A 14807-nucleotide genomic window follows, 5' to 3' on the forward strand; every position below is an offset into this window, starting at 1 on the left:
ATGGTGTTTCCCCTCGAATAGCTCCGTCGAAACTGCGGTGAAGCACACTCGTGTGTTCCAAGAAGAAGAGTCAGACGCACTTTTCACCCTGTCAATCGGAACGCATTGAGGCGCGCGCGGAATGAATCGAGACAATCCAGGATCGAACCTGGCGGCCGAGTGATAGGAAATGCCCGTAACCCCGACATCACAGTGGTGATACAGGACGGTCGTCCAGATCGGGTATCCGGTGTCAGGCGGTGGGCATCAAGCGGCAGGAATCAGGCGCCACAGGGAGGTGACCTCGCGCCGTCGTGCTTCGTGCAGCGGGTCGGCGGCGTCGTTCGCCCGGGGATGCCGCGGGCTCGTGTCGTGCCGCCCGGCGACCCGCAGCCCGGCGTCGGCGATGCGGGTGAGGAGCTCGTCGCGCGTCCGCAGCCCGAGGTGCTCGGCGAGGTCCGAGAGGATGAGCCAGCCCTCGCCCGCGGGCACGAGGTGCTCGGTGAGCCCGTCGAGGAACCGGTGCAGCAGGTCGGAGCCGGCGTCGTAGATGCCGAGCTCGAGAGCGGAGGTCGGGTGCGCGGGGAGCCACGGCGGGTTGCAGACGATCAGGTCGGCCCTGCCGCTGGGCCACAGGTCCGCCTCGACGACCTGCACCCGGTCGGCCAGCCCGAGCCGGCGCACGTTCGAGCGGGCGCAGGCCACCGCTCGTGGATTGATGTCGGTGGCGACGACCGTGCGCGCCCCGCGCCGGGCGAGGAGGGCCGCGAGGACGCCGGTCCCGGTGCCGAGGTCGAAGACCACCGGTGGCGCGGTCTCGCCGGTGAACGGCATGTCCGCGACGAGGTCGACGTACTCGCCGCGCACCGGCGAGAAGACGCCGTACGCGGGGTGGATGCGTTCGCCCAGCGCGTCGATCTCGACGCCTTGCTGGTGCCACTGGTAGGCGCTGAGCACGCCGACGAGCTCGGTGAGCGCCACGCAGGTCCCGCGCGGTTCGACGCCGGGTGTGCTGCCGGCGCCGTCCGCCGGGCCGTAGGCGTGGTCGCACGCCGCGCGGACGTCGGGCGCACGGCCCAGCTTCAGGGTGTGGTCCGGTTCGAGCAGGACCAGCAGGCTGCCGAGGAGCCTGGCGCGTTCGGCGCGTGCCGCGCGGTGGCTGTGGAAGAGCGCAGCGAGTCCGTCGCCGGTCGCGCCGACCGCCGTGCCAGGTCCGGTGCTTCGTCCGGTTCGGCCGGAGCTCGACCGTTCGTGCAGGCGGTCCATGGCGCGAAGCAGCTGCCGCGCATTGTGGAAGTCGCCCCGCCACAGGAGCCCGGCGCCGCCGCGCGCCATGCGGTAGGCGGCCTTGGCGGTGGTGCGGTCGTCGACGACGACAACCCGCCCCGGCGCGGGCGCATCGTTCTCGGAACGCCAGCGTGCGGCGAAGGAGGCCTCACCCTCGGACCAGTGGACAGCTGCCATGACTTGCTCCCGAACGGGTCGAAGGTGCCGGAGTCGGCGATGCTTCGAACCGGAATATGCGCCCGTATCTTCTCACGGTGCCGTCGCGACCGGCGAAGCCGGAAATGCCTCGTCGAGCATCGTGGGTGGTTGGCATGATCGCCGCATGACACGCGTTCGACCGACCTGGCCCGACCTCCCGGCGCACGTGCGCGACGCCGTCGCCGCGCAGCTCGGCGGTCCGGTCACGGGCTGGACCTCGCACGACGGCGGCTACTCGCCTGGCTGGGCGCTCACGCTGCAATCGGCGCGCGGCAGCGTCTTCGTCAAGGTCGCCTCGACCGAGTACGACGTCGCAGCGCGCCTGCACCGCCAGGAGGCGACCCGTGGGGCGGCGCTGCCCGACGGCGTCCCCGCGCCGGCCTTCCGTTGGATCACGGAGCTGCCCGAACCAGGGGAGACGAAGCCCGCGTGGGTGGTCGTCGCGTCGGACGTGGTCGAGGGCCGGGTACCTCGGACCGAGCCGTGGGACCTGGACGACCTCGACCGCCTGCAGCACCTGGCGCGGCGTATCGCCGAGTACGAGGTGCCGGACGGCGGCGCGTTCCCCACCTTCAGCGACCATGTCTGGCCGGAGTCGGCTCAGCTTGTCGACGAACGTCCAGCGGGCCTGGCCACCTACGACCCGTGGTTCGCGGCGAACCTCGACCTTATTGCCGAGATCGCGTCGCCCGAGCGGCAGGCCGAGGCGTTCGCCGGCTCGCACCTGGTGCACGCCGACCTGCGCGCGGACAACGCGCTCGTCGTCCGCCGGGCCGACGGCGCGGAGGAGGCGGTGGCCGTGGACTGGCCGCACGCCGTGCGCGGCCCGGCGTACCTGGACCAGACCGGCATGCTCCCGGCGGTGCAAGCCACGGGCGGGCCCGCTCCGGAAGAGGTCCTGGAGCGGACGCCGCTCCCGGCGGGGGTCGACCCCGAGGCCGTCACCGTATGGACAGCGGTGCAGGCCGCCTACTTCGTGCACACCTCGCTGCAGGACCCGCCGCCCGGGATCCCGCACGTGCGCGCCTTCCAGCGGATCCAGGCGGAGTCGTGCATCCCGTGGCTCCGCGCCCGCCTGGGCTAGGTCAGACCTGCGCGGCGGCCAGCTGCTCGCGGACCTGACGCTTGGCGCGCGTCAGCATGCCGGCCATGCCGTTGAGCCGCAGCAGGCTGACGACCTTGGTCAGGCCGAGCTGGAGCGGGAAGTCCTCCGGCACGTCCAGCACCTGCTGCGCCGTCAGACCGGTGAGGCCCTGCGCGAGGATCGACGCGAAGCCCCGCGTGGTCGGTGCTTCCTCCGGGGCGCTCGCGTGGAAGGCGACCACGCCGGCGTCGTCCACCTCGGCGAAGGCGTAGACGGGGGACTGGCACTCCTGGACCCGTTCGAGCCGCTCGGGTGCGTCCGCGTACCTGGCGGGCAGCGGCGGAAGCTCGCGGGAGACCTCCAGCAGGAGCTGGAGCCGGTCGCGCTCGGGCGTCTCCAGGAAGGCGTCCCGCAGCTCGGCGAGGGCCTCGGGCAGGTCGACGTCGTTGGTGCTCATCCGTTCATCCTCCCACCGCGCGCGAGGCCCGGGCGAGCAGCCGGGCGGCGTCCGTCAGGCACCGACGGTGCCCGGCTCGGTGCCCGTCGCCACCGGTACGCGCACGGCGTTGCCCCACTCGGTCCACGAGCCGTCGTAGTTGCGCACGTTCGTGTAGCCGAGCAGGTGGGTGAGCGCGAACCAGGTGTGGCTCGACCGCTCGCCGATCCGGCAATACGTGACGACGTCGTCGGCGGGGCTCATGCCCAGGCCCGCGGTATAGATGGCCTCGAGCTCCTCGCGCGTCTTGTACGTGCCGTCCTCGGCGACCGCCGTCGCCCACGGGACGTTGCGCGCGGTCGGGATGTGGCCGCCGCGCAGCACGCCCTCCTCCGGGTAGTCCGGGATGGCGATGCGCTCACCCGTGTACTCCTGCGGCGAGCGGATGTCGACGAGCGGGCCGTTGCCGAGGTGGGCGAGGACGTCCTCGCGGAAGGCGCGGATCGCGGTGTCGTCCCGCTCGACGACGGGGTACTCGACGGGTGCGGGCGCCGGGACGTCCGTGGTGAGCTCGCGGCCCTCGGCGCTCCACAGGCCGCGGCCGCCGTCGAGCAGGCGTACGTCCGAGTGCCCGAACAGCGTGAAGACCCAGGCCGTGTACGCGGCCCACCAGTTGTTCTTGTCGCCGTACAGCACGATCGTCGTGTCGCGCGAGATGCCCTTGGCGCCCATGAGGGCGGCGAACGCCGCGCCGTCCAGGTAGTCGCGCATCTCGGGGTGCTGCAGCTCGGTGTGCCAGTCGACCTTCACGGCGCCCGGGATGTGGCCGGTCTCGTAGAGCAGCACGTCCTCGTCGGACTCGACCACGACGATCCCCGGGTCCTTCAGGTGTTCGGCCAGCCACGCGGTGCTCACCAGTCGTTCCGGGTGGGCGTACTGCGCGATCTTGTCCGAAGTGTCGATGGGCGCGGGCATGGGGCCTCCTCGTAGAGCACGTGCACTGACAAGTAGGGAACACGCGGCCCCGCCGAAAAGATCCCGGCTCAGGACAGGCGCCGCTCCAGTACGCGCAGGTGCGCCCAGGCTCGCACCGACTGCGGCCCGCCGGGCGGCGCGAGCCGGGCCAGCCGCGTCCAGGCGGCGTGGTCGTCCGCCCCCTCGCTACGGGCGGTCCACTGTTCGACGGCGGCCGCGTCGTCGCAGGCGTGCACCGCCTCGCGCACCTCGGCCTCGAGCTCCTCGCGCAGCCGTTCGACGCCGGGCGCGACGGATCGCCGCAGCAGGGGTTCGGGACAGGCCGAGAGCGCGCCGCGCACGTCGCCGCGCCGGAGCCGGGAGCGCACCGTGCCGACGTCGGACCGCAGGGGCCGAGCGAGCCGGTACGGGCGGGAGCCGGCGAGCAGGGGGCCGCCGAGGGCGGCGTCCGCGACCCGGCGCAGCCGGGAGATCTCCGCGCGCACGGCGACCAGGGACAGGTCTCCGGGGTGCAGCAGCACCGCGAGCTCCTCCGCGCCGAGGCCGCGAGGATGCTCGGAGAGCAGGAGCAGGATCTCGGCATGCCGCAGCGCCAGCCGGCGCCCGCGCAGCGTGGGCGGCCCGAGCAGCCGGAGGTCCGGCGGCTGGTCGGCCGCGCCGGCACCGCGGGCCCTGGTGGCGGCGCGGGTGGCGAGCTCGCGCTCGACCATCGCGACGGTGGCCCGCACCAGCGCGCGGGCGACGTGGCTCCCGGCGACGCTGCCGCCGGTCAGGTCGAGGACGCCGACGATCCCGCCCGCCGCATCGCGCACAGGGGCCGCGGTGCAGCTCAGCCGCTGGGCCGGACGCATGAAGTGCTCGGCGCCGAGCACCTGGACCGGGCGCCGCGTCGCAAGTGCCGTGCCGGGCGCATTGGTGCCGACGGACTCCTCGCGCCACACCGCACCCTCGACGAACCCGACGTGGTCGACCGCTGAGCGCACCGGTCCGCGGCCCTCCACCCAGAGCAGCCGGCCGACGTCGTCCGATACCGCGACCACCAGGTCGTCACCCGTCGCTCCGCCCACCAGGTCCCGGACCATGGGCATCGCGACGGCCAGGGGATGGCTGCGGCGGTAGTCCTCGAGATCGCCCGACGCCGCGACGGCGACCTCGCTCGGCTGGTCCGGGTCCACACCGTTACGGAGGCTCCTGCGCCAGGAGGCCGCGACGACGGGGTCGATCCCCGTGGGCTCCTGCGAGCCGGCGGAACCGACGAAGCTCTCGTATGCCGCGCGTACCCACTGCGCGTCCCGGTGTGGCACCTTCGCCATGCTGCCCCAGACCTCGTTCGGACGCCGTCGTCGAACCGGGCCAGTCTAGGCGCCAAGCCTCGCCGTTGACAGGCTGCCCGCCCTCGAACACGGACCAGCCACCGAGCCGAACGACTTTCCACAGATCACAGGTGTATTACGGTCTCGCCGTGCGCTACTCAAGAAGTAGTTCTAGCGTCATTCTCATCGGTAGTTAATAGGGCTAACAGCCCGACACGTTGTTTTCATGGGATCTCTCTTTGGGGGAAGAGTTGAACACCATCGCCCTGGTGAAGGCGGAACCTGCGATATCCGAGAGCGACGAGCAGCCGAGCGACAGAGCGGCCCGACTTCCAGCGGTCGACACGGCAGAGTTGCCGCCGCTCGACTCGCCGGCACCGGAGCCGGAGCCTGCGCTCGCCGACCTGGCCGGCGCCCGCGGACGGCGCCCCTGGGTCTTCGGCGCCGCGATCGTCACGAGCGTCGCCGTCGCCGTCACTCTCTGGGCGGCCTCGGCGAACGCCGACAAGGCCAGCCACCTCATGACCCTCGGCTCCCAGATCGACATGCAGGTCAGCACCACGGTGGCCCGGTCGCACGACCTGACGGCAGTGATGGCCATGGCCGAGCGGGTCTACGAGCACTCCGACGGCCAGGTCGCGGACCCGGCCACCCGCGACGTCCTCGCCCAGGCGATCGCCGACGCCCGGTCGGCCGCGGCGCAGCGGGTGACGGACGCCCCGCCGTCCTCCGTGACGCAGGCCCAGACGCTGCTCGCCCAGGCGACCCACATGGAGAGCTCCCTGGACTGGGCCACCGAGGATCTGCGTATCGCCGTCGACATGGTCCAGCAGTCGCAGGGTGCGCAGCTGGCCCTGGACTCCCGGGATCCCGTTGGTGACCGGACGGTCCTGACGTCTCTCGAAGGTTCCTGAAGCGTATTCGTCGGCATTTGCCGACGGCGTAAAGTTCCGGCGCTCTTCATGCGTCGAAACCTCTTTCCACGATTTCCGGGTCTCTTTGTCACCGCGCACCGCTCTCGACCGAGCTTTCCGGCCGCGCCAATGCTTTGAGCGTCTATGCTCACGGCAGTGCATTTGATGCGTAGCAGCGATCACGTAACCCGGCGGTAGGCGTCGACCAGATCGACGAACTCCGCCCGCAGGCCGCACGGGTCCCGGCCCAGAGCGCTCGACGCACGTTCCCTGACGGTGTCGAGGCTCGCGTCGGCGCGCTACTAGAGGTCACCGTCCGGTTGCAACCCCGATGCAACGCCCCGCTGCCTAACCTCGGCCCACCCGGCTGCACCGCCGCATCCGGGCGTGACCCCGCCGTCGGGCAGCCGCCGTCGGGCACGAGAGAACCTGCGAGGAGGCAGACCATGACCGTGTACGCAGCCCCGGGTACCGAAGGTGCCATCGCCACGTTCCGGCCCAGGTACGACCACTGGATCGGGGGCGAGTACGTGGCCCCGGCGAACGGCCAGTACTTCGAGAACCCCAGCCCCGTGAACGGGCGGACGTTCACCGAGGTCGCGCGCGGCGACGCCGACGACATCGACCGGGCCCTCGACGCCGCGCACGGTGCGGCCCGCGCGTGGGGCCGGACGTCGGTCACGGAACGGGCGCAGGTGCTGAACAAGATCGCCGACCGCATCGAGGAGCACCTCGAGGAGCTGGCGGTCGCCGAGACCTGGGAGAACGGCAAGCCGGTCCGCGAGACGCTGGCCGCCGACCTCCCGCTGGCCATCGACCACTTCCGCTACTTCGCGGGCGCGATCCGGGCCCAGGAGGGGTCGATCAGCGAGATCGACGGCGACACCATCGCCTACCACTTCCACGAGCCGCTGGGCGTGGTCGGGCAGATCATCCCGTGGAACTTCCCGATCCTGATGGCCGTGTGGAAGCTGGCGCCGGCGCTCGCGGCGGGCAACGCGGTGGTGCTCAAGCCGGCCGAGCAGACGCCGACGTCGATCCTGTACCTGATGGAGCTCATCGCGGACCTGCTGCCGCCAGGTGTCGTGAACGTCGTCAACGGGTTCGGCGCGGAGGCGGGCAAGCCGCTGGCGAGCTCGCCCCGGATCCGCAAGATCGCGTTCACTGGTGAGACCACGACGGGCCGCCTGATCATGCAGTACGCGTCGCAGAACATCATCCCGGTGACGCTGGAGCTCGGCGGCAAGTCGCCGAACATCTTCTTCAGCGACGTCGCGGCGGCGAAGGACGAGTTCTACGACAAGGCGCTGGAGGGTTTCACGATGTTCGCCCTCAACCAGGGCGAGGTGTGCACGTGCCCGTCGCGGGCGCTGATCCAGGCGGACATCTACGAGTCGTTCCTGGCCGACGCCGTCGTGCGGACCGAGGCGATCAAGCAGGGCAACCCGCTCGACACCGACACGATGATCGGGGCGCAGGCGAGCAACGACCAGCTCGAGAAGATCCTCAGCTACTTCGACATCGGCAAGGCGGAGGGCGCCAAGGTGCTCACCGGCGGTTACCGGGCCGAGATGGAGGGCGACCTCGCGGGCGGGTACTACGTGACGCCCACGATCTTCGAGGGCAAGAACTCCATGCGGATCTTCCAGGAGGAGATCTTCGGGCCGGTCGTGGCGGTCACGGAGTTCGGCGACTTCGACGACGCCATCAAGGTGGCCAACGACACCCTGTACGGGCTGGGCGCGGGCGTGTGGACCCGCTCCGGTGCGGACGCCTACCGCGCGGGCCGGGCGATCGAGGCCGGCCGGGTCTGGACGAACTGCTACCACGCGTACCCGGCCGCGGCGGCGTTCGGCGGGTACAAGGGTTCGGGCGTGGGGCGCGAGAACCACAAGATGATGCTCGACCACTACCAGCAGACCAAGAACCTGCTGGTGAGCTACGCGCAGGGCAAGCAGGGCTTCTTCTGATCCCCGAGGTGCCAGACGTACAGGGCGCTGGGTGACCCTGTACGTCTGGCATCCCGGCCACCGCCACCAGGAGGTCTTCATGTCCGACGACGTCCGCTCGCCCCAGGCGTCTACCGCGCCACCCGCACGGGTCGCCCTGACCGAGGCAGCGGCCGCGCTGCTCGTGCGCCTGCGTGACAAGCACGGCGAGCTCATGTTCCACCAGTCCGGTGGCTGCTGCGACGGTTCGTCGCCCATGTGCTTCCCGGACGGCGACTTCATCACCGGCGACGCCGACGTGCGCCTCGGCGACCTCGCCATCGGGGCGGACGGCGCCGCGTTCACCGTCCCGGTCTGGATGAGCCGTAACCAGTTCGAGTACTGGAAGCACACCCACCTCACGATCGACGTCGTCCCCGGCCGCGGTGCCGGGTTCAGCGTGGAGGCGCCCGAGGGCGTGCGCTTCCTCATCCGGTCCCGGCTGTTCACCGACGAGGAGTGGGAGCTGCTCCGGGACTGACCCGGGATCCGCGCGCACCCGTCAGTCCGGCGTGAGGGGACGGACCCCGTGCGCCGTCGCGAGGAAGAATCCGGCGAGCGTGATCCCGTGCTCCGCCGCGGCCGAGCGGAGGGCCGCGCGCCAGGCGAGATCGTCGAACGAGGCGACCGCCGGGCCCGGCCGTTCGAGCATCAGCACCACCGAGGAGCCAGGCTCGTCCCGCAGGATCTCGTGCCAGGCCTGACCCAGGTTGCTCACCATGAGCACGTCGGGCTCGTCCGGCACGTGGTCGATCGGCACGATCACCGGCAGCGGGCGGCGCTGGTGGTCCAGCATGACGAACCACAGCGTGCGGCGGCGTGGTGTGACGCCGTCGTGCAGGAACCTCACGAACGCGAGCAGGGCCGCGTCACCGGCCAGCGGTTGATCCGGAATGATGTCGCTTGATGTGGTCATGAGTTCAGTATTGACCGGTGCGCGCCGGAGCGAACCGAGTTATCCACAGGCGGCGATGGCGCCCTCGCCAAACTTCTCGCGATCAGGTCTTGAAGTTGACGCGGCGTCAACCTCTACCGTGATGGACATGCACTGGTCCATCCAAGAGATCGCGCGGCTGACCGGCGTCACCAGCCGGACGCTGCGGCACTACGACGCGGTCGGGCTGCTGCCCGCCGTCCGGCCGACGGCGAGCGGACCACGCCGCTACGACCGCGCCGCCCTCGTGCGGCTGCAGCGGATCCTCATGCTGCGGGATCTCGGGCTCGGCCTCGGCGACATCGCCGAGGCGCTCGACAGCGAACAGGACGAGGCGAAGGCGTTACGCCGGCACCTCGACTCGCTGCGGGCGGAGCAGCACCGGCTGACGCGGCAGATCGCGTCGGTCGAGCGAACGGTCGCGGCTCTCGAGAAGGACCCCGAAGCGAAGGAGGACATCATGGCGCAGGACATGCTCGACGGATTCGACCACACGCAGTACGAGCAGGAGGTGACCGAACGCTGGGGCCGCGACGCGTACGTGAAGAGCGACGCGTGGTGGCGCGGGCTCGGCAAGGAGGGGCAGGACCGGTTCAAGGCGGAGGTGCAGGCGTTGAACACCGCCTGGATCGAGGCAGCGGAAGCCGGCCTGGACCCCGCGTCGGACGAGGCTCAGGCGATCGCCACCCGGCACGCGGCGTGGCTCGTCGCCGTCCCGGGCACGCCTGGCCACGAGCAGGGCCGGCCCGACCGTGGCTACCTGCTGGGACTGGGCGACATGTATGTGGCGGACGACCGGTTCGCCGCGAACTACGGCGGTACCGAAGGGGCCACATTCGTCCGTGCCGCGCTGTACGTCTACGCCGAGCGGGCCTACCCGGAGGGCGTGGCCTGAGCTCGGTAGAGGTCACGCAGGAGGCAGATCTCGGCACCGTGCGCCATGGCCTCGCGGCTGAGGTGCGTCGCGAGCGCGGCCAGCGGGAACTCGGCGTACTCCGCGCCCTTGGGGCCGATCGGGCGCAGCAGGCCCGTGTCGTCCTGGCGCTCGATGCCTGCCCGCCACGACCGGTACCCCTCGTCGAGCATGGCGAGGCCGCCCGCGGCGGTGATCGGAGTCTCCGGCCAGTGCCGCGGGTCGAACATGGCGGCGTCGGCCGGCGCGTCGGTAGGTCCGAACAGGGCCCGGGCGCGCCGGCCGAACACGTCCCTGCCGAGGTGCACCATGCGCCACGCGATGGTGGTGACCGGCGAGATCTCCGGCTCGGGCACCTCGTGCTCGAGCCGGGGCACGCCGCCCGGCCCACGGCGCACGCTCCAGGCCGGCGAAGCCGGTTCCCAGAGGTACTCGTCGTCGGTAAGGCCTTCCAGTCGCGGCCAGAGGTGGAAGTCCCAGTAGAAGCTCAGCTGGTCCAGCAGGAGATCGCGCCACGTCGTCGAGGGCGCGGTGGGGGACGGCGTCGGCCCGGTAGTGGTCATCTTCGGACCGTATCCTCGGTCACTGACACTGAGTTTCACAGGTAGCCTCTGCACATGCCCGACGTTCCAGCAAAAGTCAACGAAAATACGCCCGTGACCTGCTGGTTTGCCGGTCTGACGACGCTCGATGTGATCCACCGCAGCGCCGTTCGGCCGGGTCCGAACCAGAAGATCACCGCCGTTCGCCAGGACGTCTCCGCGGGCGGCCCTGCTGCGAACGCCGCGGTCACCGCCGCAACGCTGGGCGCGCGGGCCCTCCTGATCAGTGCGCTGGGTTCGGGGCCGGTCGGATCGGCGGCGCGCGGCGACCTCGAGCGGCACGGTGTCGAGATCTACGACACCGCCGAGGGGCACGAGATCCCGCTTGCCGTCTCGGCGGTGATGGTCGACGACGCGACGGGCGACCGGTCAGTGGTCTCGCCCGACGCCATGCTGACCGACAGGGTCGACGTCGCGCCCGGCGGTCTCGACGCACTGCCGCGACCAGCGGTGGTCCTGCTCGACGGGCATCATCCGGATCTCGCGCGGAGTGTGCTCGCGTACGCGAACACCCTGGAGCCGCGCCCTCTGATCGTGCTCGACGCAGGCCGCTGGCGGCCCGTCTTCGCCGATCTGATGGGGCACGCGGACGTCACTGCCCGGTCGGCGGACTTCCGGGCGCCGGCCGACGTCGCGCCTTCGCGGGCCACGGTCGCCACGCACGGGCCGGACCCCGTGACCTGGTGCGACGCCGACGGACGGCACGGCACCACCGGCGTACCGAAGGTCGACGTGCGCGACACGCTCGGCGCCGGGGACGCGTTCCACGGTGCACTGGCCGTGGCGCTCGCCCGCGGTGCGGACCTGGAGGCGGCCGTCGAGGAAGCGGTGCGGGTGGCGTCCCTCCGTGTGCAGTACGTCGGTCCCCGTTCCTGGCTGGAGAACCTGTCGTGCGCCTGACCACAGCCGAGCTCGTCGGGCGGGCGGCAGAGCTCGCGAACGACGCCGCCCGCACCGGCCGGGCGCGGGTCCTCGGCATCACCGGACCGCCCGGCGCGGGAAAGTCGACGCTGGCCGCCGCGCTGGTGGACGGCCTGGCACCCGGCACCGCCGTCGTGGTCGGGATGGACGGCTTCCATCTCTCGAACGCCGTCCTGGAGGCGCTCGGTCGCCGCGACCGCAAGGGCGCCGTCGACACGTTCGACGACGCCGGGTATGCCGCACTGATCCGCAGGCTCGCGGACCGGCTCCCGGGTGACCCGCCCGTCTACGCGCCGGAGTTCCGCCGCGAGATCGAGGAACCCATAGCCGCGGGCACCGTCGTCGCCGACGAGCCGCTGGTGATCACCGAGGGCAACTACCTGCTCGCCCCCGGCGGCGCCTGGCCGACGGCCCGCGCCCACATGGCGGAGGTCTGGTACGTCGACCTGCCGGACGCCGAGCGCCTGCGGCGCCTCGTCGCCCGGCACCAGGCATACGGCAAGCCCCTGCCCGACGCCGAGGCGTGGGCCGGCGGCACCGACCAGCGCAACGCGGACCTCATAGCGGCGACCCGGGACGAGGCGGACCTGATCGTCGAGTGGGTCTGACCGGCCGGCTCTGGGTCAGGCTCTGGGTGTCGGCTCAGCCGATCTCGAGGACCGCTACCCGCCAGACCCCGCGCCGCGCCTCCAGCCGGACCGCCGCCGCCCGGACGCGGCCCTCGTCGTGCAGGATCACCGCCGCCTCGGCGGACGAGGTGCCGAGCCGCACCATCCGGACGCGTCGGACCGTCGCGGCGTGCGCCTTGGGCCGCGGCGGCCGGTTCTGCTGCGCCTCACGCATGAGCCTTCCGCGTTCCAGGAGCTGGTCGTAGACCTGCGGGGTGACCCAGCGCGCGAGCTGTGCCGCGGGCCGTTCGCCGCGCAGTACCTCTACGGCCGCGCGGACCACGCGGCACACCTGCGCGGTCGGGTCGGGGAGGGTCGGGTCCGGCTCGGGGGTCGGTCGGCCGGTCACCGCCTCGAGGGCCGCTGCCGCGTTCTGCAGCTCCGGGTACGGCGTCCCGCCGATCCGCATGCGCCGCAACCGCCGGCCGATGCCGGGCCCGGTGACCGGTCCGACCGGCGGCGTGGCGGGCCGACGGATCGGCGTGGCCGGGGCCGTGGCCGCCGCACGGGCCGCCGGTGTCCGGCGGGCGGGTGTGGTCGGTCGCACCTGCCGGGTGGAGCCGGGTGCGCCCTGTGGCGGTGGATCCTGCGGAAGTGTGGTCATGGGGTCTCCTGGGGCGAGATGGAACGGGAGGTGAGCGCGGGCGGTCTGGCGATGGGCCGGCCGGCGTCCGGTCAGGGCTGGCGCAGCACCATGCCGGGGCGGATCAGGTCGGGGTCCACACCAAGCACCTGACGGTTGGCGTGGTGCCACCGAGTGACGGCGGCGGCGATCTCGGCGTCGGCCACAGGCGTGCCGGTCTGTTCGGCGGCGAGCCTGCCGGCCGCGATCGCCCAGAGCGTGTCGCCGGGTTCGACGACGACCACCGGCTCGCGTCCGGTTCCGGTGTGCTGGCCGCGGTTGACCAGTGACAACCGTTCGGGTCTCGGCCGCTGGTTCGACGAGGCCGAGCGGTCCGCCGCACGGGCGTCTGTCCGGTCCGCCGCCAGGCGCTCGGTCGGCTGCCAGCCGAGGTCGAGAACGACGGCGGCGCCGCCGTCCCCGGACGGATCTGTCGCGGAAGCCAGGTCGGACGCCATGGCAGTAGGCACCGTGAGGGCGAGGCCCACGCCGGCCCCTGCGGCTACGCGGGCGAGGCGGCGGACGAAGGTCGGCGCGTGCTGTGCGACGGCTTGCTCGCCCGCCGCCCAGCGTGGACCCCAACGGCCCGCGACTACACAGGCCAGGGCCAGGAACGCATGCAGGCCGACCCAGCCGGCCACCAGCGTGCCCGCCGCGACTGTCGCGAGCTCGACGATGTCCTCGACCGGGAAGAGCGCGGCACCCAGGCCTGAACCGACCTGCCAGGTGCGTATGCCGAGCGCGCCGGCGGCGCCGGTGAACGCGACGGCCAGGGTGACCAGACCGGCCAGACCACGCCGAGCGCTCGCTGATCGCGCGGGGCTCCCCGTGCGCTCCCCGGGACGGGGCTTGGGGCGGTACCCCGACGGAGTGTCCGGGAGGACGGTGTTCGACATGGTTCCCCCTGCGATGGTCGGCTACGGATCCGATCGGACGCTTCGGATCTGTTTGATAGCGGTTGGTGCTGTCCGATGCTCGATATTCAACCTCGGTGCCGCTGGGGTGTCCACCGGAGAGCGGGATGGCTGTGGATGACGCAGGGTGGCCTCATGGCATTCATGCACCCGGGTGGTCCCACTCGCTGGGAGGCGCTCTTCGGGGACCTCGAGGCGCAGGCCCACGCGCAGTCGGCGGCCGAGTCCGATGCGCTGGTCTCCGAGATGACGCGCGCCGAGCACGCGACGATGACGCTCGCCGACCGGTTCCGCGCCGTCGTCGGGGCGGTGGTGACGCTGGAGCTGCTCGCGGGCGCGCCGCTGCGCGGCGTCGTCCGGGAGGCCGCGGACGAGTGGGCGCTGCTGCAGGGCGTCCGGCCCGAACCGGTCGGTCAGCACCTCGTACCGATGGCGGCGCTCACCGGGGTGCACGGGCTGGCCCGTCAGGCGGCGCCGGCGACGTCGCGGCGTGCCGCGCTAGGACTGGGCCCGGTGCTCCGGGCGCTGCAGCGGGACCGGGCACGGGTCACCGTCCGCACGCTGAGCGGCATAGTGGGCGGCCGGATCGCGCGGGTCGGACGGGACCACCTGGACGTCGATGTGCTCGATGACCGTGGAACTCGCCTGGTTCCGTTCAGTGCCTTGCTGGTCGTGAGCGAGGCGCCCTGAATCCTTCAGGAATGCCGTAAATGGAGAACGGGACCGGTGTCGCTCCGCATCGAGTGCGTCCGGTCCCGTCGGTGTACAGCTGAGGGCTTTCAGGCGTCCGTGGTCGCCGAGCCCTTGAGTCGTTCGCGGCTCTTTGCGTACATGCGCTCGATGTATGCCTCGAGCTCTGCGGCTTCGACGCGCCAGACCTTCTTGGGGCCCACCTGGATGGCGGGAAGGTCGCCGGTCCGAACCAGTGCATAGCCCTGGGCCATCGAGATGTTCAGGGTCTCGACCACGTCGGCCAGGGAGAGAAAGCGCTTTTCCATGGCACCAGTGTGGCACGAGACACCGACATGAGGGGGTTATCCACAAGAAGTGTCTATCTGA

Annotated in this window: 17 protein-coding genes; 8 read left to right on the forward strand and 9 right to left on the reverse strand. The window is 71.7% G+C overall.

Annotated features, from left to right (window positions below; all coding sequences use genetic code 11):
* Positions 1 to 246 precede the first annotated feature (246 nt).
* Positions 247 to 1443, reverse strand: coding sequence for a class I SAM-dependent methyltransferase (locus tag AB0F70_RS23495; protein ID WP_357454193.1), 1197 nt, complete (start codon positions 1441 to 1443; stop codon positions 247 to 249).
* 145 nt (positions 1444 to 1588) lie between these two features.
* On the opposite strand from AB0F70_RS23495, the gene AB0F70_RS23500 reads away from it, so the two are divergent.
* Positions 1589 to 2548 (forward strand): hypothetical protein, encoded by a 960-nt coding sequence (locus tag AB0F70_RS23500; RefSeq protein WP_357454196.1) that lies wholly within the window; start codon positions 1589 to 1591, stop codon positions 2546 to 2548.
* 1 nt (position 2549) lies between these two features.
* Here the strand turns inward: AB0F70_RS23500 and AB0F70_RS23505 are convergent, their stop codons facing one another.
* From AB0F70_RS23505 to AB0F70_RS23515, 3 genes are all read right to left on the reverse strand, one after another.
* Positions 2550 to 3005, reverse strand: coding sequence for a SufE family protein (locus AB0F70_RS23505; protein ID WP_357454199.1), 456 nt, complete (start codon positions 3003 to 3005; stop codon positions 2550 to 2552).
* Positions 3006 to 3059: 54 nt separating this feature from the next.
* Positions 3060 to 3959 carry a sulfurtransferase gene (locus AB0F70_RS23510; protein WP_357454202.1) on the reverse strand — a complete coding sequence of 300 codons (900 nt, stop codon included), beginning with the start codon at positions 3957 to 3959 and terminating at the stop codon, positions 3060 to 3062.
* Positions 3960 to 4027: 68 nt separating this feature from the next.
* The gene (locus AB0F70_RS23515) at positions 4028 to 5272 is read right to left on the reverse strand and encodes a transcriptional regulator (protein WP_357454204.1); all 1245 of its coding nucleotides are present in this window, start codon (positions 5270 to 5272) and stop codon (positions 4028 to 4030) included.
* Positions 5273 to 5541: 269 nt separating this feature from the next.
* On the opposite strand from AB0F70_RS23515, the gene AB0F70_RS23520 reads away from it, so the two are divergent.
* The 3 genes from AB0F70_RS23520 to AB0F70_RS23530 all read left to right on the forward strand — a co-directional run bounded on the left by AB0F70_RS23520 (position 5542) and on the right by AB0F70_RS23530 (position 8655).
* A complete protein-coding gene (locus AB0F70_RS23520) occupies positions 5542 to 6186 on the forward strand; it encodes a hypothetical protein (protein ID WP_357454207.1) in 645 nt (214 codons plus the stop codon).
* Positions 6187 to 6632: 446 nt separating this feature from the next.
* Complete coding sequence (locus AB0F70_RS23525; protein ID WP_357454210.1) at positions 6633 to 8156, forward strand: aldehyde dehydrogenase family protein; 1524 nt, start codon at positions 6633 to 6635, stop codon at positions 8154 to 8156.
* A 79-nt stretch (positions 8157 to 8235) separates the two neighbouring features.
* Positions 8236 to 8655 (forward strand): DUF779 domain-containing protein, encoded by a 420-nt coding sequence (locus AB0F70_RS23530; protein WP_357454213.1) that lies wholly within the window; start codon positions 8236 to 8238, stop codon positions 8653 to 8655.
* A gap of 21 nt (positions 8656 to 8676) precedes the next feature.
* Here the strand turns inward: AB0F70_RS23530 and AB0F70_RS23535 are convergent, their stop codons facing one another.
* Complete coding sequence (locus AB0F70_RS23535) at positions 8677 to 9090, reverse strand: hypothetical protein (protein WP_357454216.1); 414 nt, start codon at positions 9088 to 9090, stop codon at positions 8677 to 8679.
* A 127-nt stretch (positions 9091 to 9217) separates the two neighbouring features.
* Between AB0F70_RS23535 and AB0F70_RS23540 the strand changes: the two genes are divergently transcribed.
* Positions 9218 to 10003 (forward strand): MerR family transcriptional regulator, encoded by a 786-nt coding sequence (locus tag AB0F70_RS23540; RefSeq protein ID WP_357454219.1) that lies wholly within the window; start codon positions 9218 to 9220, stop codon positions 10001 to 10003.
* Here AB0F70_RS23540 and AB0F70_RS23545 read toward each other — a convergent pair.
* Positions 9982 to 10584: a DinB family protein gene (locus AB0F70_RS23545; RefSeq protein ID WP_357454222.1), complete on the reverse strand. Its 603-nt coding sequence runs from the start codon at positions 10582 to 10584 to the stop codon at positions 9982 to 9984. The genes AB0F70_RS23540 and AB0F70_RS23545 overlap by 22 nt on opposite strands.
* Positions 10585 to 10677: 93 nt before the next feature.
* On the opposite strand from AB0F70_RS23545, the gene AB0F70_RS23550 reads away from it, so the two are divergent.
* Positions 10678 to 11523 carry a PfkB family carbohydrate kinase gene (locus tag AB0F70_RS23550; protein WP_357454225.1) on the forward strand — a complete coding sequence of 282 codons (846 nt, stop codon included), beginning with the start codon at positions 10678 to 10680 and terminating at the stop codon, positions 11521 to 11523.
* On the forward strand, positions 11514 to 12152 hold the full coding sequence (locus AB0F70_RS23555) for a nucleoside/nucleotide kinase family protein (RefSeq protein ID WP_357454228.1): 639 nt from the start codon (positions 11514 to 11516) through the stop codon (positions 12150 to 12152). The genes AB0F70_RS23550 and AB0F70_RS23555 overlap by 10 nt, the downstream gene beginning before the upstream one ends.
* Before the next feature lie 34 nt (positions 12153 to 12186).
* Here the strand turns inward: AB0F70_RS23555 and AB0F70_RS23560 are convergent, their stop codons facing one another.
* Positions 12187 to 12816, reverse strand: a complete 630-nt coding sequence (locus AB0F70_RS23560) for an Rv3235 family protein (protein ID WP_357454231.1) — start codon at positions 12814 to 12816, stop codon at positions 12187 to 12189.
* A 71-nt stretch (positions 12817 to 12887) separates the two neighbouring features.
* Entirely contained in the window at positions 12888 to 13730 is an 843-nt protein-coding gene (locus AB0F70_RS23565) for a LysM domain-containing protein (protein ID WP_357454234.1), read from the reverse strand.
* 153 nt (positions 13731 to 13883) lie between these two features.
* Between AB0F70_RS23565 and AB0F70_RS23570 the strand changes: the two genes are divergently transcribed.
* Positions 13884 to 14438, forward strand: coding sequence for a hypothetical protein (locus AB0F70_RS23570; RefSeq protein ID WP_357454237.1), 555 nt, complete (start codon positions 13884 to 13886; stop codon positions 14436 to 14438).
* A gap of 89 nt (positions 14439 to 14527) precedes the next feature.
* Here the strand turns inward: AB0F70_RS23570 and AB0F70_RS23575 are convergent, their stop codons facing one another.
* Positions 14528 to 14746 carry a helix-turn-helix domain-containing protein gene (locus AB0F70_RS23575; RefSeq protein ID WP_116673897.1) on the reverse strand — a complete coding sequence of 73 codons (219 nt, stop codon included), beginning with the start codon at positions 14744 to 14746 and terminating at the stop codon, positions 14528 to 14530.
* Positions 14747 to 14807: the final 61 nt, after the last annotated feature.

The organism is Promicromonospora sp. NPDC023805 (genome assembly GCF_040639635.1).
GTDB lineage: Bacteria > Actinomycetota > Actinomycetes > Actinomycetales > Cellulomonadaceae > Promicromonospora.

What these genes read in the sequence shown, in the direction of transcription:
- AB0F70_RS23500 (WP_357454196.1), top strand. Translation starts at nt 1,589, where the DNA reads ATGACACGCGTTCGACCGACCTGGCCCGACCTCCCGGCGCACGTGCGC.
- AB0F70_RS23535 (WP_357454216.1), bottom strand. Translation starts at nt 9,090, where the DNA reads ATGACCACATCAAGCGACATCATTCCGGATCAACCGCTGGCCGGTGAC.
- AB0F70_RS23545 (WP_357454222.1), bottom strand. Translation starts at nt 10,584, where the DNA reads ATGACCACTACCGGGCCGACGCCGTCCCCCACCGCGCCCTCGACGACG.
- AB0F70_RS23510 (WP_357454202.1), bottom strand. Translation starts at nt 3,959, where the DNA reads ATGCCCGCGCCCATCGACACTTCGGACAAGATCGCGCAGTACGCCCAC.
- AB0F70_RS23525 (WP_357454210.1), top strand. Translation starts at nt 6,633, where the DNA reads ATGACCGTGTACGCAGCCCCGGGTACCGAAGGTGCCATCGCCACGTTC.
- AB0F70_RS23530 (WP_357454213.1), top strand. Translation starts at nt 8,236, where the DNA reads ATGTCCGACGACGTCCGCTCGCCCCAGGCGTCTACCGCGCCACCCGCA.
- AB0F70_RS23565 (WP_357454234.1), bottom strand. Translation starts at nt 13,730, where the DNA reads ATGTCGAACACCGTCCTCCCGGACACTCCGTCGGGGTACCGCCCCAAG.
- AB0F70_RS23505 (WP_357454199.1), bottom strand. Translation starts at nt 3,005, where the DNA reads ATGAGCACCAACGACGTCGACCTGCCCGAGGCCCTCGCCGAGCTGCGG.
- AB0F70_RS23540 (WP_357454219.1), top strand. Translation starts at nt 9,218, where the DNA reads ATGCACTGGTCCATCCAAGAGATCGCGCGGCTGACCGGCGTCACCAGC.
- AB0F70_RS23575 (WP_116673897.1), bottom strand. Translation starts at nt 14,746, where the DNA reads ATGGAAAAGCGCTTTCTCTCCCTGGCCGACGTGGTCGAGACCCTGAAC.
- AB0F70_RS23560 (WP_357454231.1), bottom strand. Translation starts at nt 12,816, where the DNA reads ATGACCACACTTCCGCAGGATCCACCGCCACAGGGCGCACCCGGCTCC.
- AB0F70_RS23515 (WP_357454204.1), bottom strand. Translation starts at nt 5,272, where the DNA reads ATGGCGAAGGTGCCACACCGGGACGCGCAGTGGGTACGCGCGGCATAC.
- AB0F70_RS23570 (WP_357454237.1), top strand. Translation starts at nt 13,884, where the DNA reads ATGGCATTCATGCACCCGGGTGGTCCCACTCGCTGGGAGGCGCTCTTC.
- AB0F70_RS23495 (WP_357454193.1), bottom strand. Translation starts at nt 1,443, where the DNA reads ATGGCAGCTGTCCACTGGTCCGAGGGTGAGGCCTCCTTCGCCGCACGC.